The sequence below is a fragment of the Natrinema amylolyticum genome (assembly GCF_020515625.1).
Classification (GTDB): Archaea; Halobacteriota; Halobacteria; order Halobacteriales; family Natrialbaceae; genus Natrinema; species Natrinema amylolyticum.
The window spans coordinates 756,987-777,140 of record NZ_JAIWPJ010000001.1 but is presented as its reverse complement, the minus strand read 5'-3'; the positions used below and the strand labels follow the sequence as shown (position 1 = coordinate 777,140).

Sequence of the window (20,154 nt, the reverse complement as noted above, 5' to 3'; positions counted from 1 at the left end):
GCTCGAGAGGGTATGGCGACGATAACAAAGCCCGCAGCCGGCCCCGTTTCGGGCAGATGGCATTACCGCTTCTGAATCGATGGACCGACTCGAGCGCCCTCTCGCTGGGGGTGCTCGGCGTCGGCAACATCGGCATGGTACACCTGAAGTCCGCAGTCGCGATGCCGGACGTCGAGGTCGTCGCGGCCGCCGACGCCGTTCCCGCGAACCGCGACCGAGCCCGGAACGCCGGCGTTTCGCGCACCTACGATGACTACGAGACGCTGCTCGAGTCCGAAGACCTGGACGCAGCGGTCGTCGCCTTGCCCCCCTTCCTCCACGCCGACGCGGTGGAACGGGCCGCCGAGTCCGGCGTCGACGTCTTCGTCGAGAAACCGCTCGCTCGCTCGACCGAGGAAGCCGATCGGCTGCTCGAGACCGCCCGCGAGGCGGACATCGCCGTCGGCGTCGATCACACGCTGCGCTACCAGCCCGATATGGCGGGCGTCAAGGAGGCCTACGACGAGGGCGGCGTGGGCCACGTTCCCTACGCCTCGATCACGCGGCTCAACGACCACCCGCTCGGTCGGCCGCCGGCCGACGACGCGCCGCCGGAGTGGCCCATGGACCCCGACGCCGCCGGCGGCGGCTCCCTCGTCGAACTCGGCGTCCACTGTTTCGACGTCCTCGAGTGGCTGTTCGGCGACCTCGAGGTCAGAGACGCGTCGATGGGGCGAACGCTCGAGACCGACGCCGAGGACGCCGCGACCGTGCTCATGGAAGCGCCGGAGACGGACACGACGATCACGCTCCACTGTGGCACCTACCAGTGGGAGCAACTGCCGGAGGTCAACACCCGGCTGCGCCTCGAGGGCGTGACGGGGACGATCAGCAATCGGGACCACCTGCCGGCGAACTTCTACGGCGGCGCGGCGAAGTCCGCGCTGTCGAACGTCGCGAGCCGGCTCACTGGCGACGAACCGGACGTCTTCGGGCCGACCTTCTACTTGCAGGCCCACTACGACGCCCTGGAAGACTTCTGTGACGCGATTCGAGAGGACGAGCGGCCGCCGGTCGACGGCGAAGACGGCCGGCGAACGCTCGAGCTCGCCGAAACGGCCTACGACCTCGCCGCGGCGGAAGCGGAGGCGGACGCGGACGATCCGGACGGCCTCGAGGTCCCGGAGGTGTCCCCGTGAGCACCGCACCGGTCCGCGCGGCCGCCGTCGACGCCGCCGAACGCCGCGGCGGCTGGGTTCCCGACGTCGACGCCCGTATGGCCGCGCTCCGGTCGCCGGTTCGGAACGTCCTCGAGCCCGTCCTCGAGTCGCTCGCCGAGGCCGACCGAATCACCCTCGCTCCGGACGCACACTACCCGTTCCATCCCTCTTCGGGTATGGTCACCGACCCCGCTGCGGTCGGCTCGATCGTCGCGCTCCTCGAGCGGGAGACCGAGGCCGATGTCGCGGTCGCCGGCGCGAGCGACGAGGACATCTCGTTCGACCGGACCGCCGCCTACCTCGGCTACGAGAGCCTGCTCGAGCGGTTCGACGCGGAGCTCGTCGATCTGGCCGACGAACCCCGAACCGGCGACCTCTGTGCGGTCGAGGACGATCCGGTCGCGCTCTCGGTCCCGAACCGCCTCGACGAGGGGGCCGTGATCGCCGTGCCGTCGCTCCGGCCGACCGAGGAGGGGCCGGTCGCAGGCGCGATGCGAACGCTCGCCGCCCTCGTCGACTGCGACGCGGGATCCGATCTGGCTCCCGTCGCGGCGACGCGGGCCGTCGACCCCCAGGTCGCCGTCCTCGACGCGACGACCGCGTACGGCGGCGACCCCGTCGCGGGGAACGCGCTGTTCGCCGGCTCGGCGCCCGCCGTCGACGCCGTCGCGACCGCTCTGCTCGGCCGATCGCTCGAGAGCGATGGGGCGCTCGAGACCGCTCGCGGTGACCGGGGGCCGATCTCTGTCGAGGGCGACGCCGACTTCGAGGCGCTTCGAGCGCGAATTCCCGACGGCGAGTTGCCGCCGCCGGACGACACCCATCCCGCCGTGTCGACCGCCTACCGCGTCTACGCGGCGGTGGCCGGCGACGCCGTCCCGCCGCAACTCGAGGGCGACCGATGACTGCGACGACCGAATCGCGCACGGCAGCGGTCACCGGCGCGACCGGGTTCCTCGGCTCGCGGCTCTGTGACCGCCTGCTCGAGGAGGGCTGGACGGTCCGCGGGCTCAGCCGGCCGACCTCGGATCGGGGCGACCTCGACGGCGTCGACTGGTACGTCGGCGACATCTTCGACGTCGAGACGCTGCGGGAGCTCGTCGACGGGGCCGACGCCGTCTTCCACCTCGCAGGGGTTGGCCTCTGGGACGCCGGCCCCGAGACCGTCTGGGCGGTCAACCGCGACGGCACGGAACGAGTGCTCGAGGCCTGTCGCGACGGCGACGCGGGCCGCGTCGTGTTCACCAGCACGGCCGGGACGCGCCGTCCGCAGGGCGACGACGACTTCGCGGACGAGACGGACGTCGCGGAACCGATCGGGGCCTATCAGGCCTCGAAAGCCGAGGCGGAGGACCTGGTCGATCGATACGCCGAAACCGACGGCGACGCCGTCACGGTCCATCCGACCTCGATCTTCGGCCCCGGTGACGAGGCGTTCACCGCGCAACTGCTCTCGATGGGCGTCGAGCGGACGATGCCCGCCCACCTCCCCGGCGGACTGAGCATCGTCGGCGTCTCGGACGTGGTCGACGGCATCATGGCGGCCTATGAACGCGGGACCGCCGGCGAGCACTACATCCTCGGCGGCGAGAACCTCACCTACGACAGCGCCGTCTCCCGGATCGCCAACGCCGTCGACGGCTCGCCCGCGCGAATCCGCGTCCCGGCCGCGGCGATCCAGGCCGCCGGTCCCGTGGCCGAGGTCGTCGACGCCGTCGCCGATCGCCGAATGTTTCCCTTCGACCGAGAGATGGCCAGCCTCGCGACCCAGCGGCTGTTCTACACCTCGCGCAAGGCCAGCGAGGAACTCGGCTACGAGTACCGGCCGATCGAGGCCCACCTGCCCGAGGCGATGGAGTGGTATCGAACGGAAGTCAGGTAGTCACGACTGGCAGTCTGACTGACCGGTACCCAAAACGCCCTCAGATCGTCTTTCAGACTTCGTTCGAAACGGTCGGACCACCGCAACCCGAAATTCCCACTGAAGGGGGAACAGTGGGAACAGATTTATTCTCTTCCCGCTCGTCGTCATTATATAGGTATGTCCGAGATTACGACGGACGAGCGGGGACGGATTACCATACCGAAGGAAGTCCGTGAGCGCTTCGGAGAACGATATCGACTCGTCGAACTGGAAGACGGTATCAAACTCATGCCCGTTCCGGATGACCCGCTCGAGTCACTGCGGAACGCCGCCAGTGACGAACTGAAAGACGCATCCATGGACGACCTTCGCGAGGCCGGCCTCGAGGAAGGACGGGAGCAAGCGACCGAGCATGTACGCTGATACTGATTTCTGGCTCGCGCTCCTCAAAGCGGACGACTGGCTCGCTGACCGAGCCGAATCGCAACTCGAGGAGCATCGTGACGAGCTCGAGGTCTCGCTGGCGACGTTCATCGAACTCTTCCTGATCGAAGAACAGTTCGGCTTCGATCGCGAGGAAGCGACGCTCTCGATACTCGAACTCGCCGAGACGGACGTCGACCCGGATATCGTCTTCCAGGCGTCGGCGTATATCGATGATGGACTGAACACGTTCGACGCCTTCCACGCAGCGCTCGCGAACGATGCGATTCTCTCGAGCGACCAGGCCTTCGAGACGATCGAGATCGATCGCGTTGCATTCGAACCCGAAACCGAGAACTAGCGACGTTCGTTCCACACTCTCTCGAACTGAGCGATCACGTTCGGAGACTCACTCGAGCCGACCCGCCGCACCCTCCACGCGCCGCGTCTCGCTGCCGGCTTCGGTCTCGATCACGGTGCCGGCGACTCGCTCGTAGACCTGGAGCATCTGATCTGCCGTTCGGTCGATACTCACTTCGCGGGCGGCCTCGCGACCGTTCGACCGCTCCCCGCGCTCGAGGACGTCGATCAGGCCGCTGATCAGGTCCTCGTCGCTCGCGGCGACGTGCGAGGGATCGACACCGGCGAGGCGCTCCCGAACGTCGCCGACGTCGACGGCGACGACGGGGAGGTTGCAGGCCAAGGCCTCCTTCACCGAGTTCGGCGATCCCTCGCTGTCGGAGGTCAACAGGAGCGCGTCGGCGGCGTTCATGTAGTCCGAGACGGCATCGTGGTCGACGCCGTGGACGGTCCGGAGCCGCACCGGCCGCTTGAGGAGGTTGTCGACCACGGACACGACGCGCTCGGCCCGCGGATAATTCTTCACCCCGCGTGCGGGCGAGTACGGAAACAACACCTCGTACGCGTCCTCGTCGTCCCAACCGACCCGGGTTTTCGCTTTGTCCTGTGGTTCCGGCCGGAACTTCTCGAGGTCGACCCCGTCGGGAATCACCGTACAGTCGCGGCCGAGAGTCTCGCGCATCTCCTCGGACATGACGACGACCTCGTCACAGAACGGCGCGGAGAGCTTGCTGACGGGCGCGATGGGGCCGTGAACGTCGGACCCCCACAGCGAGAGGACGACCGGTTGCCGGAGCTGTGCGAGCGCCATCGGTGCCGTCAGGCCGTAGTGGGCGTGGATCAGGTCGTAGCCGTTTCCCGCCTCCCGGACGACCCTCGGGACGGTCCGCACGTAATCCGTCGGCGACCGATCGGTGTCGGCGTCGACCTCGCCGGCCACCGGTACCGTGGTGAACGAGACGCCCCGCTCCTCGAGCGCCGCCAGCTGCTGGGTCATGAAGGGAGCGTCGGCGTTCGTCGTGAGCGTGAGGACGTGCATCTCGGTGGCCGAGTCGACGCACCGGAGCCGCTTTGTTATCCGCGAGGGCGCGCGAGTTTTCTTCACGTACACCTAGACGAGCGGACCGTATACGGGGGCTTCCGAGCGAAGCCCCCCGTAGCGATGCTATTACAAAGGGTCAACGTGCGGTAGTCGACGTCGATGCGGATCCTCGTCTTGGCCAATACGCCCGCACACGTCCACCTGTATCGACACGCCGTCGACCGCCTCGAGCGGGCGGGACACGACGTGCTCGTGCTCACCCGGGAGTACGCCTGTACGACCGACCTACTCGACTACTTCGACATGCCATACCGAGTGTACGGCGACCACGAAACCGAGGGCTACTCGAAATTGGGGTTCGCCCGCGAGCTGGGCGGCCAGTTCCTGACGATCGGGACCGAAGCGGTCCGGTTCGATCCCGACGTCGTCCTCGGCCGGGGGCCCTACGCGGCCTACGCCGGGACGCTCTCGCGGACGCCGGTCGTCCTCGTCCTCGACGACGAACCCGGTGACTTCAACCACACCGTGTCGCGACCGTTCGCCGACTGTATCATCTCCCCGGAAGTGACGCGCCGCGATCTCGGCGACGCACACTACACCTTCGACGGCTTCAAGGAGTGCGCCTATCTCCACCCCGACGTCTTCGAGGCGAACGACGACGTCCGCGAGTACCTCGACGTCGATCTGGACGAGCCGTACGTTCTGGTCCGGTTCAACGCCCTCGACGCGCTCCACGACGCCGATCTCGAGGGGTTCCGTCCCGAGCAGCGACGGGACCTGATCGAGCGCCTGAGCGAGGAGGCGACCGTCTTCGTCTCCGACGAGGGCGGTGAGATGGACCTCCGGGACCTCCCCGCCCGGTCCTACGATCTCCACCCCGCCCTGATCCACGACGCCATGGCCGAGGCCTCGCTGCTGGTCGCCGACACCGGAACGATGGTCAACGAGGCCGCGCTGCTCGGCACGCCCGCCTTCCGCTATCGGGGCACCGACGACCATGAGTACGGCGAGTTCCGTGAACTCGAGCGCGCCGGCTTGGCCGAGCAGTTCGACGAGTACGACGCGGTCCGCGACCGCTCTCTCGAGATCCTCGCTGACGGCGATGCGAACGATCGCTGGCAGGCGCGGCGACGCGAGTACGCGGACGACCTCGTGAACCTCACCGACCTGCTCGTCGACGTGGCGCGGTCTCGCGGCGAACTCGACCGACTCGATCGATCGACGAAACGCGTCCTACAGCCCCGCTCGCGGTCGATGTAGCGAGGCACCGTTTCCACTCTTCTCCATTTCTTCATAAACGATAATGTTGTACTGCTGCACACAAAACACTTTTATTCATCTCCGGAAAAGTGGCGACTAGCCCCCATTCTATGAGTCTCTCCACACTCCTTAGTCACCTGTTCTCCGGGTCGGAGTCCGCGACCGACTCCCCCGAAACCCCCCGCGAGGACGCCAGTGACACCGTCCCGTCGGTCACGGTCGTCCACGAGTGCCGCGACTGTGGGACGAACGTCTCGGCCGGAACGACCCACTGTCCCGCCTGCGAGAGCGAGGACATCGTCACGTACTCGATCGAGTAAGTGAACCGCTTCGGTCTGTTCCGCCCGCAGATACCGATCGGTTCCTCGCGTTCGACCCGCAGGTCTCGACTCGATCGACCTGACCGCGAGCGGGACCGCCGTCCGCGCCGATAGCCGCATCGCTCGTCGATAACCGCACTGCTACGTCGATAGCACCATTGCTCACCGATAGCCGCACTGCTCTTCCACTCTCGAGTGACTATGCCGACCCTCGTTCCCGGAGAAAAGTGCTATCGACCGTCTCCCGTCGCCGCGAAGCCGCGACGGATTCGTACGATTTCGGCGTCGTCGAGGGGTGGTTACCGCGAGTCGCTACGTGCCGGCGCTCGTTCCTCGCGCTCCCGATCCCGGTCCGCCCTCGCCCGATCGTCACACGGCGACTCGAGGTCCTCGTTCGCCTCGGCGTCGAGCCGGATCGCGGTGCCGAGCGAGAGGAGCCCGAGCAGGGTAGCGATGATCGCCGCGATCGCTCCCGTCACGCCGTCCTCGCCTCGAGCCGTCCGGACGGCCGAGCCGACGAGCCCCGCCAGTCCGCCGGCCAGACCCAGCGTCCCGGCACCGTAGTAGACGACGGCCGGATTGAACGATCGGATCACGTACCGGTTCATGAGCCGCCAGCAGAAACTCCGGAGCAAGAGGAGGGAGACGAACCGAACGAACGGCACGTACTTGATGCTGCTCTCCTCGTCGCCGTAGACGGCCGACATGGGAACGTCCGCGACCCGGAAGCCGGCCACGTTGAGGTGGGTCAGCAGGTGATTGAGGAAGCCGTACTGGTCGGTGACCGACTCGAGATCGAGTTCCTCGATCGCCTCCCGCGAGATGGCGGTGTAGCCGTTCTGCGGGTCGCCGATCGACCAGTAGCCCGAGGCGAACTTCGAGAGGCCGGTGAGAATCGCGTTCCCGACGAAGCGAAACGTCGACATGTCCGCGCGGTCCTCGGGGCGGAGCAGCCGGTTGCCCTTGGCGTAGTCGGCCTCGCCCGCGACGACCGGGTCGACGATCCGATCAAGGATCGCCGGATCCATCTGCCCGTCGCCGTTCATCACGGCGACGACGTCCATCCCGTCCTCGGCGGCGCGGCGGTAGCCGGTCTTGACCGCCGCGCCGTAGCCGCGGTTCTCCTCGTGGCGGATCGGAACGACGCGTCGGTCGTCGCCGCCGTCGGCCATCGCGAGTTCCGGGGCGGCCTCGCTGTCAGCCGCCTCGTTGACCTGCCGGGCGATCCGCTGAATGACCGTCCAACTCTCGTCGGGCGATTGATCGTCGACGGCGTAGATCCGATCGACGAAGTCGGGCACCGTCTCGATGACGCGACCGACGAACGATGCCTCGTCGTACGCCGTGACGACGACCCCGATCCGTTCTCCCTTATACATCGGTTCCTCCGTCGGTAGTCGCGTTCATCGGTCTCGATCCGTCGCGTTCGGTGTCGTCGCCGTCGCGCGCTCCTCGCGGCGGCCGTCCGTCGCTCGAACCGGCCAGGTCGTACTCCCGATGGGCGGTCTCCGAGAGGTCGACCGCGTCCCGGCCGTCGACGACCGTCATCGGCTCGAGGGCGTCCCAGTCGATCCGATCGAACGCCGCGTGGGGCGTCACGATCACGGCGGCGTCGAACGACTCCTGGGCCAGTTCATCGATCGCGACCGGTCGCGCGCCGTAGTCGGCCGGATCGACGAGCGGGTCGACGCCGGCGACGTCCGCACCGCGCTCGCGGAGTCCGTCGATGATCCCCAGCGCGGGCGAGGCGCGGGTCTCCTCGACGCCGGGTCGATACGTGATCCCGAGGACGACGACCGAGGCGTCCGCGAGGTCGGTCCCCGTTCGCTCGAGTTCCCGCTCGAGGCGGTCGACGACGACTGCGGGCATCTCGTCGTTGACCCGGCGAGCCGTCTCCGTCACGGCCATCGGCTCCTCGGTCCGGCCGAGCAGGAAGTGCGGGTAGTAGGGAATGCAGTGGCCGCCGACGCCCGGACCGGGATCGTGGAGTTGGCACATCGGCAGGTCGTTCGCCGTGTCGATCGCCTCGCGAACGGAGATGTCAAGTTCGTCCGCGAGCCGGCCGAGTTCGTTCGCCAGACCGATGTTCACGTCGCGGTAGATCCCCTCGAACACCTTGATCGCCTCCGCCGTCGTCGCGTCCGAGACGGGGTGAACCTCGTTGTCGGAGAGCTCGTCGTAAACGACTGCCGCGGCGCGAGTGCTCTCCGCATCGACGCCGCCGACGACCTTCGGGTACTGGCCGCGGATGTCCCGCAGCGCCGTCCCCGAGGACGTGCGTTCCGGACAGAACGCGAGCCCGAACTCGTCGGGTGCGAGCCCGCTCTCGCTCGCGAGGTGGGGCCGGAGGACGTCGCGACAGGTCCCCGGCGGGAGCGTCGACTCGGCGATCACCAGGTCGCCGGGGGCGAGCCCGGCGGCGATGTCGCCGGCGACCGACTCGACGGTCGTCAAGTCCGGCTCGTTCTCGTCGTCCAGCAGCGTCGGGACGATGACGACGTGAATCCGCGCCGTCTCGGCCGCCGCCTCGCCGTCGGTCGTCGCCTCGAGTCGGCCGGCGTCGACCTGGTCGGCGACGAGGTCGTCGAGGCCGGGTTCGCCGACGACGTGGCTCTCGCCGCCGCTGATCGACTCGACGACGGCGGGGTCGACGTCGACGCCGGTCACGTCGCCCGTCGTCTCCGCGTACACCGCCGCTAGCGGGAGGCCCATCTTGCCGAGGCCGTAGACGGCGACCGGTATCTCGCCGCTCGTCAGCCGGTCGCGCTGCCGCTCCGCGGACTGGCTCGAGCCATAGAGCCCGCCAGTGGCCCGGGCATCGGACCCGCCGGTTCCGTCGGCCGTCTCGGTGTCGATCGAACGTTCCGCCATCAGGCCTCCACCTCTCGTTCTCGGGGCGGTTCGTCGTCCGTCTCCTCCGACGGCCCCGTCGCGAGCCGGTCGATCAACTGGACCGTCTCGAGGGCCTGAATGCCGTCTTCGGCGGTGACCTCGGGCTCGGACCCGGTCCGAACGGCCTCGACGAACGACTCGAGTTCGTTGCGAAGCGGTTCGCCGCTGTCGACGCGGGGCCGCTCGACGACGCTCTCGTGGCGGTACCGGGGCCGGCCGTCGTCCGCGACGTACTCGGGGTAGGAATCGCGGTGAATCAACACCGACTGCTCGAGGTAGTCGACCTCGACGAGACACTCGCGGGCGGTGACGGTGAGCTTTCGGACCTTCTTCTGCGTGAGGCGACTCGCCGTCACCGTCGCGATGACGTCGTCGTACTCGATGGTCGCGGTGGCGTACTGCCCGTTGTCGGTCCCCATCGCGGCCAGCGAGTGCGGCTTGTCGTCGAGCAGCGAGCCGACGACGTCGACGTCGTGGACCATCAGGTCGAAGATCACGTTGCCCGGGGCCGTCCGATCGATCGGCGGGCCCAGGCGCTCGGCCTCGACGCTGATCACGTCCAGATCGTCGATCAGGTCCTCGACCGTCTGCACCGCCGGATTGAACCGTTCGATGTGACCGACCTGTAGGACCAGTCCGGCCTCGCGGGCCTGCTCGGCCAGCGTGTGGCCCTGCTCGACGGTCTCCGCGATCGGCTTCTCGACCAGCACGTGAACGCCCGCCTCGAGACAGGTCGAGACCGTCTCGTAGTGGGCGCGGGTCGGAACGGCGACCGTCACGAGGTCACAGCGCTCGAGTAGGGTCTCGAGGGCGACCGATTCGGTCTCGTATCGGTCGGCGACGCGCTCGGCGATCTCGTCGTCGCGGTCGGTGACGCCGGCGAGTTCGACGCTCGGCAGTTCGCCGTAGACTCGCGCGTGGTTCTCGCCCATGGAGCCGACGCCGATAACGCCGGCCCGAATCGGTTCCTCGATCGTCGCGTCCGCTCGGTAGTCCGTGCTCATTGGGTGGTGAAGTGATCGCGCACTGCTTCGACGACGGTCCGTCGGTCGCGCTCGGTCAGCCCGGGATGGACGGGCAGCGAGAGGACTTCGTCGGCTGCTCGCTCGGCCTCCGGCAACGACGCCGCGGCGGCGCTGACGGTCTCGTAGGCCGGCTGCCGGTGGATCGGCGTCTCGTAGTAGACGCCGGTCCCGACCTCCCGCTCGGCGAGGGTCGACTCGAGGGCGTCCCGATCGTCGGTCCGAACCGTATACTGGTGGTAGACGTGTCGGGAGTCCGTCGGCTCCGTCGGCGTCTCGAGGGGCAGGTCGGCGAGCCGGTCGTCGTAGTAGGCCGCGTTCTCGCGCCTGGCGCGGTTGGACTCCGAGAGGCGCTCGAGCTGGACGCGGCCGATCGCCGCCGCAACGCTCGTCAGCCGGTAGTTGTGGCCGAGGTCGACGTGCTCGTAGCCGCCGGTCCCGTCCGCGTCCCGGCCGTGGTTGACGTAGCTCGCCGCCCGCGCAGCGATGTCGTCGCGGTCGGTGACGATCATCCCGCCCTCGCCGGTGGTCATGTTCTTCGTCGGATAAAACGAGAAACAGGCGGCGTCGCCGAACTCGCCGACGCGCCGGCCGTCGATCTTCGCCCCGTGGGCCTGGCAGGCGTCCTCGACGACGAACAGGTTGTGCTCGTCGGCCAGCTCGCACAGCGCCGGCATGTCAGCGGGGAGACCGTAGAGGTGAACGGGGAGGATTCCGACGATATCGTCCCGTTCGCCGAGGACGCGTTCGACGTCGGCCGGGTCCAGCGTGTACGTCTCGGGATCGATATCGGCGAAGACGGGGGTGCCTCCCGCCAGCCGAATCGCGTTCGCGCTCGCCACGAAGGAAAACGGCGAGGTGATCACCGCGTCGCCGTCCTCGAGCCCGATGGCCTCGAGCGCCGCGTGGAGGGCGGTCGTCCCGTTGGCGGTCGCGACCGCCTCGTCCGTCCCGCAGTAGCCGGCGAATTCCTCCTCGAAGGCCCTGACTTCCGGCCCGTCGGCGAGCCGGCCGTCCTCGAGGACCGACTCGGCGCGCTCGATGGCGTCGGCGCTGAGCTCGGGGTCGGCGATCGGCACCGGCGTCGACGCGCCGTCGCGGTCGAGTTCGGTCTCGGCGTCCGCCGCCTCGGTCCCCGCGTCGGCGCTGGTAGCGGCATCGATACCCGCGTCGGTCTCGGGATTCGTTTCGGTGTCGGTCATGCGAGCTGGTTCGCCCCCTCGAGCGGGTCCGGTAGCTCCTGGACGGTCGCCGGCGTCCCGACGGCCAGGCTATCGGCCGGAACGTCCTCCGTGACGACGGCTCCGGCCGCGACGAATGCGTTCTCGCCGATCGTCACGCCCGGCAACAGCGTCGCGTTCGCGCCGATCGACACGCCGTCCTCGATCGTGGGCCCCTCGAGGCCGTCGTCGATCCGGACGGGATACTCGTCGTTAGTCAGCACGGCTCCCGGACCGACGAAGACGTTGCTACCGATCGTCGTCTCCGTCGGGACGTAGACGTTCGTCTGGAGGCTGACGTGCGAGCCGATCGTCGTCTGCCCGTCGATGACCGTCTTGGTCCCGACGAGCACGTCGTCGCCGATCGTCGTCCCTTCGCGGACCAGGACGTCGTGGCCCGTCGCGAACTCGTCCCCGATCGTCACGTCGCCGTAGACGATCGAGCCCGCTCTGATCGTCGCCTCATCGCCGATCCGGGTCGGCGCGTCGAACTCGCCGTAGCCGACCGTCGCCTCGTCGTCGATCGTACACCCGTCGCCGCGGACGACGTCGCGCACTGTCTCGCTCATTGGGGACCACCACCGTCCGCACGGGGGTTGCCCCAGTTGTCGCTCGAGCGAACGCGACGGCGCGTCGCCGCGTCCGTTCGGACCGCTACTCGAGATCGTGGTTGGTCGCGTATTCGTCTCATAGTGAATCGATACCCGCGTGGGCAGTCGTGCTGAAACAGCCGGTAACGAGGCTTTGTTATCCCCGGCCTGCAGGGTCCGTAGACGCGAACTACAGCGTCAGTGTGCCGGACGATCGACGGTCGCCGGGAACCTCCGCGTGCGGCCGCGAGCGGCCGATCGAATCGCCCTGGATCCGCGAAACGTCGAGTTAGGCGTCAGTCACGGCCGCTAACTGGTACAATTCCCTTTCGGGTGGGTAGCCGAGCGATAGTAAAGTGGCACAGTCTGGCATCGTATGCTGTGAGGAATCCGACCACACCCGTCAGACGGGACCGGGATCCGATCCGATACGAGGAGGGCACACATGGCTGACAGCGAGCTCACGCAAGCGAAACTGTTCGACGTGTTCAGCAACGCGCGCAGGCGGCGAGCGGTCCAGTACCTGAAACGACAGGGCGGCACCTGCGATCTCGCACCGCTCGTCGAGCAGGTGGCCGCCTGGGAGAACGACACTGACCCCGACGACGTGACCCGAACGCAGCGCAGGCGGGTCTACATCTCGCTGTACCAGACCCACCTGCCGATGCTCGAGGATCACGGTATCGTCGACTGGGATCCGGACGGTCACGAGATCGAACTCCTGCCGAGCGAGGATCGCTTCGAACCGTATCTCGATCGGCACCTCGAGGATCAGCGGCCGTGGCATCGCCTCTATGCGGCCGTGGCGACGGCCGGCGTCGTCGCGTTCGGACTCTCCGCGCTCGCGATCGGCCCGCTGACGACGACCGTCGCACCGGTCGTCGCGCTGGTAGTCTGTGCTCTCATCCTCGTTCTCTCGGCAGCACAGTACGTCTCGCGTCGCCCGGGAATCGACCTCCCGTTCGGGCGTCCGAGCCGATAGTCACCGTCCGTGCCCGCTCTCCACACGGTATCCGTCAGGTACCACGGTATTCGGTGCGTCAGCGCCCTCTCTCCTCGTCGCGCATGCGACTCCCGTCACTCTCGTGTGTCGATAACTTGCCAATAGAAGCAGTCCGGAGGCCGATTCGTTTATCCCGAAACGCGGTTGAAACGGAACCGGGCGGTCCGGTAACTGCTCAGCATCGATCCCGACGCTGGTGGGGTGACACTCTGTCGATTGAACGTCTCTGCGAACTCTTATACACGTGACTCGATTCATCCCGCTATGGGAGATGGGTCATCAGAGGCGGTGATACTGCTGGTAGAAGACAGTCCAGGAGATATTCGTCTCATCGAAGAAGCGTTCTCGGACGGAAACATCGCAAACTCACTCAACGTCGTCTCTGATGGCCAAGAAGCGCTCGACTTCATCAATCGACGCGGAGAGTACGAGGAGGCGCGCCGACCGGACATAGTGCTCCTCGATCTGAACCTGCCGAAAGTGGACGGTGAAGACGTTCTTCACGAAATCAAACACCATCCCGAACTGGGTCACGTTCCAGTAATCGTCCTGACCGGACTGGACGACGATTTGATCGAATCTCGTGACCTTGATCACGACGCGGACGAAGATGCAGTCCTCGAAAAACCGGTTGATCCCGGCGAGTTCGTGGCGTTGATCCGATCGTTCGAAGAGTTCCGGTTAGCAATTATGCGAGAGGACTGATCGGATTCAGGTGATTCCAGTACCGATACTGAACGCGGGTTTCACAGACCGCTCTGAATAATGCAACCGTATTCCCGACTACTGACAGCGACTTCCACCGCGTCGCTGCTCTCCCGGCATCGGCCGACGGTCGCCGACCGACTGTCTTGCCGTCCCGCCGCGTCGTTCCGCCCCTCGAGTCGGATCCATCGCTCGAACCGGCATGAGGCCGGCCCCGAGACACGGTCGGTCCGAGAGGACTCGCAGCGACGCCCCAGTCGCCAGTCCGGAACGGTGAGTCACTCCCCGGTCACCGTGACCCAGAAGTGAGTCTCCTCTGCAGCGTTCTCGTTCGTCGGCGTCGCCGGCGGCTCGTCCTCGTAGAGCAAGACGCTGATCCGAACCGTTTCGCCCGGCTCTGCGGTCGGTGTTATCGACCGCTCCCCGGTCCCCGTCGCACCGTCCGAGACGGTCGCGTCGATCCGCCGTAACTCCGTCCGATCGACGACCGATCCGTCCTCGAGGGACTGTTCCTGCACGACGACCGTATAGTCCCGATCGGCACCCTCCTGGTTCTCGATGGCGATCGTCAGCGGAATCGACTCGCCCGGCTCGACTTCGCTCGGGAGTTCGCCGGCGACGACTTCGCCGTCCTCGTCCTCGCTGTAAAGCGCGAGTTCGGTGAAGCCGCCCGCCGACGCGGGCACCAGAAACGCGACGAGCAACGCGCTGACCGCCGTCCCGATCGCCAAAACGAGCAGGACCGACGACACCGTCGCAGTCGCGCTTTCGCCGCTGAGAGCACTGACGCGCTCGAGCGGCGAGACGGTAAAGCGATCGCCGTCCGGCACTCGGAGCCGCCGGACGACGCCGAGCTGTGCGATGGCGATCGTGAAGAGAGCGAGCCCCGCTGCGATCGACGTCGTCGTCAGTCCGATCCCGACGAGCGGTACCGCCAGGACGATCAGGGGAACGATCGCCAGCGACAGGACGAACGAGAGTCCCGCGCGTTCGGTCACGTCGATCCCACCGGGCCGGCGCTCGGCGGCCGTCGCCGCCGTCTCGCGTGCGCCCCGTTCGCCGGCCGGAAAGAGGACCGAGACGAGCGCATAGCCCGGCAGAAACAGGGCGAGCGGAAGGGTTACGAACAGCCGCAGCGCGTTCTCGCTCGCCAACGATGTCGCGAGCAGGTAGGCGACGAGCGCACCGACCGAGACGGCCGCGAGGTCGAACGGGTAGCGACGAACGGCTCCGAACCTGGTCCAGGTGCTCGTTTCGTGGCTCATCGACGATACACCGGCGTTCGCTGGTCGGTGTTCGATATCCGTACGGACGAGGCGAGTGGCATTCTCGTCGGATCGAACCACTCATCGGTTCATTGTTATGGCCGCGTTACCGATGGAAACCGGCTGACTGATCGGTTCTCGGCCGGACGAGAAGCGAGATGCTACGTCGGGTCCGCGCGCGGCTGCCCGATCGCATTCGAGCACCTAGAAGTCGACGTACTGCTCCTCCCACTCCCGGCGCTCTTCGATCCGCTGTTGACCGGACTCAGTGATCGCATAGTAGTTCGTTCGCCTGTCGAGTTGCCCCTTCTCGACCAGCTCCTTATTGACGAGCGTGTCCAGGTTCGGATACAGCCGTCCGTGATTGATCTCCGAACTGTAGTACTTCTCGACTTCGTCTTTGACGGTCTGGCCCGACGGTCGGTCAGCACCTGCGATCACGTACAGCAGATCGCGCTGGAAGCCGGTCAGATCATGCATTGCTCAATCACACTGACCGTTCTACTGAGTAGATATTTGTTATCCGTATCATACAGGGACTGCCAGCCGGATTTAAACTGGCTTACTCGTGCGAAACTGACTGTTCTCCGACCGGTCACGCGGTTTCGAACGGACGACTGTCGCCGTACTCGAGCGGCGCGTTCGCGCCAGCATCCGCCGTCCGTTCCGACGGTCCGAGTCGTTCACCTGCGATCTGTCGACGGCGTTACTCTTCGGTATCCGAAACCACGACGTCGATTCCGTCGGCGTCGATTCGGACGCGGAGGATGTCGACGGTCGCTTCGTAGGCAGTCGTGTGTGAGCCGTCGTCGTCGAAGCGTACGCACTCCGCGATGAGATCGCTCTCGAGGAGGTTATTGATTCGGCGATAGACGGTCGCCGACGAGCTATCCGTTCGTTCGGTCAGTTCCTTTGCCGTCTTCGGCCCCTCGCTCGTCGCGACGAGGATCGTCCGGGCACAGTCGTCCCCGAGGACGTCGAGCTGGGCCGCGTGGTCGGCAGTCGATTCCGATCGCGTGTTACTCGCTTGTGTTGACATAGTCGTGGTCACCCGTCCGAGACGGGCAGGCTCCGTTCGCTCTCCGTGAGAGGTGACGATACGAGACGGGCGGCAGTCGGGCCACCGCTGTCGGGGGCACCACCGTTACATTCCGGCATGGAAATCGGTAAGCGATAGTGGTATTTTATAACGATGTACCTTATTCCCTGCCGCCATCTCGTCGTCCGACGTAAGATCGGATTTCGATCCGGAAACTCCGGCTTTCGGCCGCCTACCGAACGTATAAATTCCCCGTTTGAGCGCCGAATACTGCCCAACACGGTTGAACTCGGATTGAGATCACTCGCAGATCTATTCCGGAAGCCGACGTTTCACACGGCCTCTCCCTTCATATCGACCGTAAAGCAGCGGTTTCTCGGTTCTCAGACCAGCGCTCCGGGTGAACGGTCAGCGTCCTTTATTCGCATTTGCTCCCCTTGATTCGATGATGCCCGGACGGGTATCGTGACGGATCGGTGGTAGCGCCGGCCGCCGGGACCACGGACGGAACGGACCGTCTCCGGCCGACGGCGTAATCGATCGCGACCCGTCCGAGTACACCCCCACAACCCATGAAATCCACACAACACGACTGGAAGCCCATGGAATCGTCGACAGCCGGTGCCCGCTGTCGAAACTGCGGGACGCACGTCACACAGCAGTTCGCTCGCGTCTTCGGTGACAACGGCGACATCGTCCATGGCTGTCCGTCCTGTACGACCTATCGGGAGATGCAGTCGGGCGGTCACCTCCCGGGCGACTGAACGTCGCCATCGCACTGTCGATTTCCAACGCTTCCACACCGGTTGACCACTTCGCTCCCCCTTTCCTGCCGACGCCACATGAGAGCGGCTGCTGCGGGATCCGCCCCCGCTTCCGCCCTCCGTTCTCGGCGGCGAACCTATTCGGCCACGGGAAAGATGCCCCTCTCGAGAGGTCTCTCTCGCTGACGACTGTATCCGCACCCTACGGAGACGGATGCGACACTCGTGCTCGCGGTTCGAACCGACCGATGGCGTAACCTGCAAAAGTTAAAGTTAGTGGTGAGTGAAGTGGGGATACATGGTCACTGGTGGTGGATTGCCCCTCGAAAACTCTCGTCCCTTCTCCCTAATCGATGTCAGTTCAAACGGACAGAACTGAGCCACTCGCGGAGAGTGAAGTGTTTCACATCCTCGGCAACGACAGACGGCGTGCCATCGTGCAGCTGCTCGCAGAAGAGGGTGGGCAGATCGACGTCTCCGACGTTGCAAGCGAGATCGCTGCCACCGAATCCGACACGACGCCCGTCCCGAACAACCTCTACAAGAGCGTCTACGTCTCCCTCCAGCAGACGCATCTCCCCCAGCTCGAGGAAGACGCCGTCATCGAGTACGACTCCGACGCGAAGACGATTCAATCCGGTCATCACTTCGAAGAGGTCCTCCAGTACGTCGACGGCCACACCGCCGATCACTCACAGGTCTTGCAACTCCATCTCGGACTCTGCATACTCGGCCTCGCCGTCATCGCGTTGGCCGGACTCGGCCTCCCGGTCGTCTCGAGCGTCGATCCCGTGCTCTCGAGCGTGCTCGTCTTCCTCGCCGTCGCCGCGAGCAGTCTCTATCGACTACTCGGCTGAGCCGTCGGACTGCCCCACGGCTCTCTCGTAACCGATAGAGGCCGCCCTGGGCACCGTAACTGCGTCCTTTCCCGAGAGCTGGTGGGGACTCTCGGAGCCGTGAATTAGTACCGAAGAAATCGATCATCAGTTGCGTTCAGTCGAAGCGCATCGCCGCCGTATCGACTGCGACGGCACGAAAAGACGCTCTGTCCGTGGGGGTCTCCTCGCTTAGGCCGTCAGGCCGTCGTCACTCTCGTTCGTCTCGTCGGTTTCGTTGAGGCCGTCTTCGGTCTCGTCGGTTTCGTTGAGACCGTCTTCGGTCTCGTTCGTGTCATCAGTCTCGTCCCCGATACCGTCCGATTCGGTATCGTCAGTGTCGGTATCGGTCTCCTCGGTCAGTTCGAGGACCGCGACCTCACCGGACTGATTGGCCAACACCATGTGAATGTACTGGCCGGCCTCGAGGCCGCTCGTGTCGACTTCGAACCCGACATCGGTACTCTCGTCGCCCTCGAGCGTCACGTCTTGTTCGGCGACGAGGTCACCGTCGATCCGGAACTGGATGTTATCGACACGCTCCTCGTCCTCCGGATTCTCGACCGTCGCCGTCACGGTGATGGTCTCACCGACCGTGGCGCTCTCGGGAGCCTCGAGATCACTGACGTTGAAGGCCCCGGCCGTCACTTCTTCGTCGACCGGTTCCTCGTCGGTCTCGTTATCGTCGACCAGCTCTTCGTCGGTTTCGTTGTCGTCGACCGGTTCTTCGTCGGTTTCGTTATCGTCGAATAGATCTTCGTCAGTTTCGTTGTCGTCGACCGGTGCTTCGTCGGTCTCGTTATCATCGACCAGCTCTTCGTCGGTTTCGTTGTCGTCGACCGGTGCTTCGTCAGTTTCGTTGTCGTCGAATAGATCTTCGTCAGTTTCGTTGTCGTCGACTGGCTCTTCGTCAGTCTCGTTGTCGTCGAATAGATCCTCGTCGGTTTCGTTATCGTCGACCGGCTCTTCGTCGGTCTCGTTATCGTCGAATAGATCTTCGTCGGTTTCGTTATCGTCGACCGGTGCTTCGTCGGTCTCGTTATCGACTGGCTCCTCGGTGATAGTATCGATCTCGTCCGGGAGTTCGTCGTCACTGATATTTTCACCCACGACGAGAACGTAAACGGCTGCGTTCTCGACGTTCAGGTTTTCGACAGTGAGGTTCTCTACCGTGACGAAGACCGGACGCTCATCGGCATCGATGGGCATCTGGTCCATCGGCTCTTCAGCAACGGGTTCCTCGTCAACCGGTTCTTCTACGACCGGTTCGTCGGTCTCGTTATCGACTGGCTCTTCGTCAACTGGCTCCTCTTCGACGGGGAGCTCGTCAGTCTCGTTGTCGACCGGTTCCTCGTCAACCGGTTCTTCTGCGACCGGTTCCTCGTCGGTCTCGTTATCGACCGGCTCTTCCGTCACCGGTTCTTCGTCGACGGGTAGTTCATCGGTTTCGTTGTCGTCGACCGGCTCTTCGTCGACGGGCGCTTCATCGTCCGCTCCGTCGACGGTGACCGCTGCATCGTCGGTCACCGGTTCGTTATCGGGCGTGAGGTACGGTCCATCGGCTGCCCCTTCGGTCTCGACGAAATCGTACGCCTCGTTATCGTTCGTGTCGCGATGCGGCATCGCGATCAGGGTCTCGTCTTCCTCGAGCGGCTCGTCGAGCGTGATCTCGACGTTCTCGTGCGTTCCCGCCTCGAGGTACGCCGAGGTACCGATGACGCTCTCGAAGACGTTGCCGACGAGGAGGCTACTGTCGTGAATCGTCACGAAGCCACCGCTCGCGAGCGTGGCGTTCTCGACGACGACCGTGTCGTCCTCGACCGCCTGGTCGGTAAACGTCACGTACGCGGCCTGTTGACCGTCGGATTCATTATCCGGTTCGATCTCGCCGTCGTCGGACTCGTTGTCCTGGAGTCCGGTCGCCGTGTCTGTACTATCCTCGTCCTGAGCTACTGATTCGTCCGTCGCTTCGGTGTCTGTTCCATCGTACTCGTCCTCGCTGACGTCGTCGCCCTGCTCGACGGTGTCACCGGTTGTCGCGGCTGTCACCATCGCCCCGCCAGAGCTAACGACCATCAGCGCGGTAAGTACGACGAGTAACTGTTTGCGTGCGTTCATGGTTGCCGTGAAGGCATCTATCCCGTCGTGGTTTCAGTGGATAAACCGGCGGAACCATTACGCTGAGAAATCGGATACTACGGCCCGACAGTGCCGTCTCCGAGTACGGAAAACAACGATTGCTGATAGGAACGACCGGCGCTCGTATCCCCGCTATCTCTCATCAGAATGGGCGAGACCACCGGCCCGCCGC

Annotated in this window: 21 protein-coding genes; 11 read left to right on the top strand and 10 right to left on the bottom strand. The window is 65.5% G+C overall.

What is annotated here, in order from left to right:
• The first annotated feature begins 56 nt into the window (after window positions 1–56).
• The 5 genes from LDH66_RS03900 (at window position 57) to LDH66_RS03880 (ending at window position 3,847) form a co-directional block, all read left to right on the top strand.
• The gene (locus LDH66_RS03900) at window positions 57–1,178 is read left to right on the top strand and encodes a Gfo/Idh/MocA family protein (protein ID WP_226479763.1); all 1,122 of its coding nucleotides are present in this window, start codon (window positions 57–59) and stop codon (window positions 1,176–1,178) included.
• On the top strand, window positions 1,175–2,104 hold the full coding sequence (locus LDH66_RS03895) for a DUF362 domain-containing protein (protein ID WP_226479762.1): 930 nt from the start codon (window positions 1,175–1,177) through the stop codon (window positions 2,102–2,104). The genes LDH66_RS03900 and LDH66_RS03895 overlap by 4 nt, the downstream gene beginning before the upstream one ends.
• Window positions 2,101–3,081 carry an NAD-dependent epimerase/dehydratase family protein gene (locus tag LDH66_RS03890; RefSeq protein ID WP_226479761.1) on the top strand — a complete coding sequence of 327 codons (981 nt, stop codon included), beginning with the start codon at window positions 2,101–2,103 and terminating at the stop codon, window positions 3,079–3,081. The genes LDH66_RS03895 and LDH66_RS03890 overlap by 4 nt, the downstream gene beginning before the upstream one ends.
• A gap of 159 nt (window positions 3,082–3,240) precedes the next feature.
• A complete protein-coding gene (locus LDH66_RS03885; RefSeq protein ID WP_226479760.1) occupies window positions 3,241–3,486 on the top strand; it encodes an AbrB/MazE/SpoVT family DNA-binding domain-containing protein in 246 nt (81 codons plus the stop codon).
• Window positions 3,476–3,847 carry a PIN domain-containing protein gene (locus LDH66_RS03880; protein WP_226479759.1) on the top strand — a complete coding sequence of 124 codons (372 nt, stop codon included), beginning with the start codon at window positions 3,476–3,478 and terminating at the stop codon, window positions 3,845–3,847. Before LDH66_RS03885 ends, LDH66_RS03880 begins: the two co-directional genes overlap by 11 nt.
• Before the next feature lie 48 nt (window positions 3,848–3,895).
• On the opposite strand, the gene LDH66_RS03875 is transcribed toward LDH66_RS03880, so the two are convergent.
• Window positions 3,896–4,885 carry a glycosyltransferase gene (locus tag LDH66_RS03875; RefSeq protein WP_226479758.1) on the bottom strand — a complete coding sequence of 330 codons (990 nt, stop codon included), beginning with the start codon at window positions 4,883–4,885 and terminating at the stop codon, window positions 3,896–3,898.
• Between the two features lie 162 nt (window positions 4,886–5,047).
• Here LDH66_RS03875 and LDH66_RS03870 point away from each other — a divergent pair, with 162 nt between their 5' ends.
• Together LDH66_RS03870 and LDH66_RS03865 are read left to right on the top strand one after the other, a co-directional pair.
• Entirely contained in the window at window positions 5,048–6,148 is a 1,101-nt protein-coding gene (locus tag LDH66_RS03870) for a DUF354 domain-containing protein (protein ID WP_226479757.1), read from the top strand.
• Window positions 6,149–6,258: 110 nt separating this feature from the next.
• On the top strand, window positions 6,259–6,468 hold the full coding sequence (locus LDH66_RS03865; protein WP_226479756.1) for a hypothetical protein: 210 nt from the start codon (window positions 6,259–6,261) through the stop codon (window positions 6,466–6,468).
• Between the two features lie 299 nt (window positions 6,469–6,767).
• Here LDH66_RS03865 and LDH66_RS03860 read toward each other — a convergent pair whose 3' ends face one another.
• The 5 genes from LDH66_RS03860 to LDH66_RS03840 are packed head-to-tail and all read right to left on the bottom strand — an operon-like array spanning window position 6,768 to window position 12,171.
• Window positions 6,768–7,847 (bottom strand): glycosyltransferase family 2 protein, encoded by a 1,080-nt coding sequence (locus LDH66_RS03860; RefSeq protein WP_226479755.1) that lies wholly within the window; start codon window positions 7,845–7,847, stop codon window positions 6,768–6,770.
• Window positions 7,840–9,339 (bottom strand): nucleotide sugar dehydrogenase, encoded by a 1,500-nt coding sequence (locus LDH66_RS03855; RefSeq protein ID WP_226479754.1) that lies wholly within the window; start codon window positions 9,337–9,339, stop codon window positions 7,840–7,842. Before LDH66_RS03855 ends, LDH66_RS03860 begins: the two co-directional genes overlap by 8 nt.
• Window positions 9,339–10,364, bottom strand: a complete 1,026-nt coding sequence (locus LDH66_RS03850; protein ID WP_226479753.1) for a Gfo/Idh/MocA family protein — start codon at window positions 10,362–10,364, stop codon at window positions 9,339–9,341. Before LDH66_RS03850 ends, LDH66_RS03855 begins: the two co-directional genes overlap by 1 nt.
• Window positions 10,361–11,584 (bottom strand): DegT/DnrJ/EryC1/StrS family aminotransferase, encoded by a 1,224-nt coding sequence (locus tag LDH66_RS03845; RefSeq protein WP_226479752.1) that lies wholly within the window; start codon window positions 11,582–11,584, stop codon window positions 10,361–10,363. Before LDH66_RS03845 ends, LDH66_RS03850 begins: the two co-directional genes overlap by 4 nt.
• A complete protein-coding gene (locus tag LDH66_RS03840; protein ID WP_226479751.1) occupies window positions 11,581–12,171 on the bottom strand; it encodes a DapH/DapD/GlmU-related protein in 591 nt (196 codons plus the stop codon). The genes LDH66_RS03845 and LDH66_RS03840 overlap by 4 nt, the downstream gene beginning before the upstream one ends.
• Before the next feature lie 466 nt (window positions 12,172–12,637).
• Here LDH66_RS03840 and LDH66_RS03835 point away from each other — a divergent pair, with 466 nt between their 5' ends.
• Complete coding sequence (locus tag LDH66_RS03835; protein WP_226479750.1) at window positions 12,638–13,174, top strand: DUF7344 domain-containing protein; 537 nt, start codon at window positions 12,638–12,640, stop codon at window positions 13,172–13,174.
• 285 nt (window positions 13,175–13,459) lie between these two features.
• Entirely contained in the window at window positions 13,460–13,900 is a 441-nt protein-coding gene (locus LDH66_RS03830) for a response regulator (protein WP_226479749.1), read from the top strand.
• Between the two features lie 278 nt (window positions 13,901–14,178).
• On the opposite strand, the gene LDH66_RS03825 is transcribed toward LDH66_RS03830, so the two are convergent.
• From LDH66_RS03825 to LDH66_RS03815, 3 genes are all read right to left on the bottom strand, one after another.
• On the bottom strand, window positions 14,179–15,165 hold the full coding sequence (locus LDH66_RS03825) for a DUF1616 domain-containing protein (RefSeq protein ID WP_226479748.1): 987 nt from the start codon (window positions 15,163–15,165) through the stop codon (window positions 14,179–14,181).
• Window positions 15,166–15,369: 204 nt separating this feature from the next.
• Window positions 15,370–15,645, bottom strand: coding sequence for a PadR family transcriptional regulator (locus LDH66_RS03820; protein ID WP_226479747.1), 276 nt, complete (start codon window positions 15,643–15,645; stop codon window positions 15,370–15,372).
• A gap of 226 nt (window positions 15,646–15,871) precedes the next feature.
• Window positions 15,872–16,204 (bottom strand): winged helix-turn-helix domain-containing protein, encoded by a 333-nt coding sequence (locus LDH66_RS03815; RefSeq protein ID WP_226479746.1) that lies wholly within the window; start codon window positions 16,202–16,204, stop codon window positions 15,872–15,874.
• Window positions 16,205–16,806: 602 nt separating this feature from the next.
• Between LDH66_RS03815 and LDH66_RS03810 the strand changes: the two genes are divergently transcribed.
• Entirely contained in the window at window positions 16,807–16,968 is a 162-nt protein-coding gene (locus LDH66_RS03810) for a DUF7563 family protein (protein WP_007109247.1), read from the top strand.
• Window positions 16,969–17,321: 353 nt separating this feature from the next.
• A complete protein-coding gene (locus LDH66_RS03805; protein ID WP_226479745.1) occupies window positions 17,322–17,825 on the top strand; it encodes a DUF7344 domain-containing protein in 504 nt (167 codons plus the stop codon).
• A 210-nt stretch (window positions 17,826–18,035) separates the two neighbouring features.
• Here the strand turns inward: LDH66_RS03805 and LDH66_RS03800 are convergent, their stop codons facing one another.
• Window positions 18,036–19,961, bottom strand: coding sequence for a DUF7282 domain-containing protein (locus LDH66_RS03800; RefSeq protein ID WP_226479744.1), 1,926 nt, complete (start codon window positions 19,959–19,961; stop codon window positions 18,036–18,038).
• Between the last annotated feature and the right edge of the window lie 193 nt (window positions 19,962–20,154).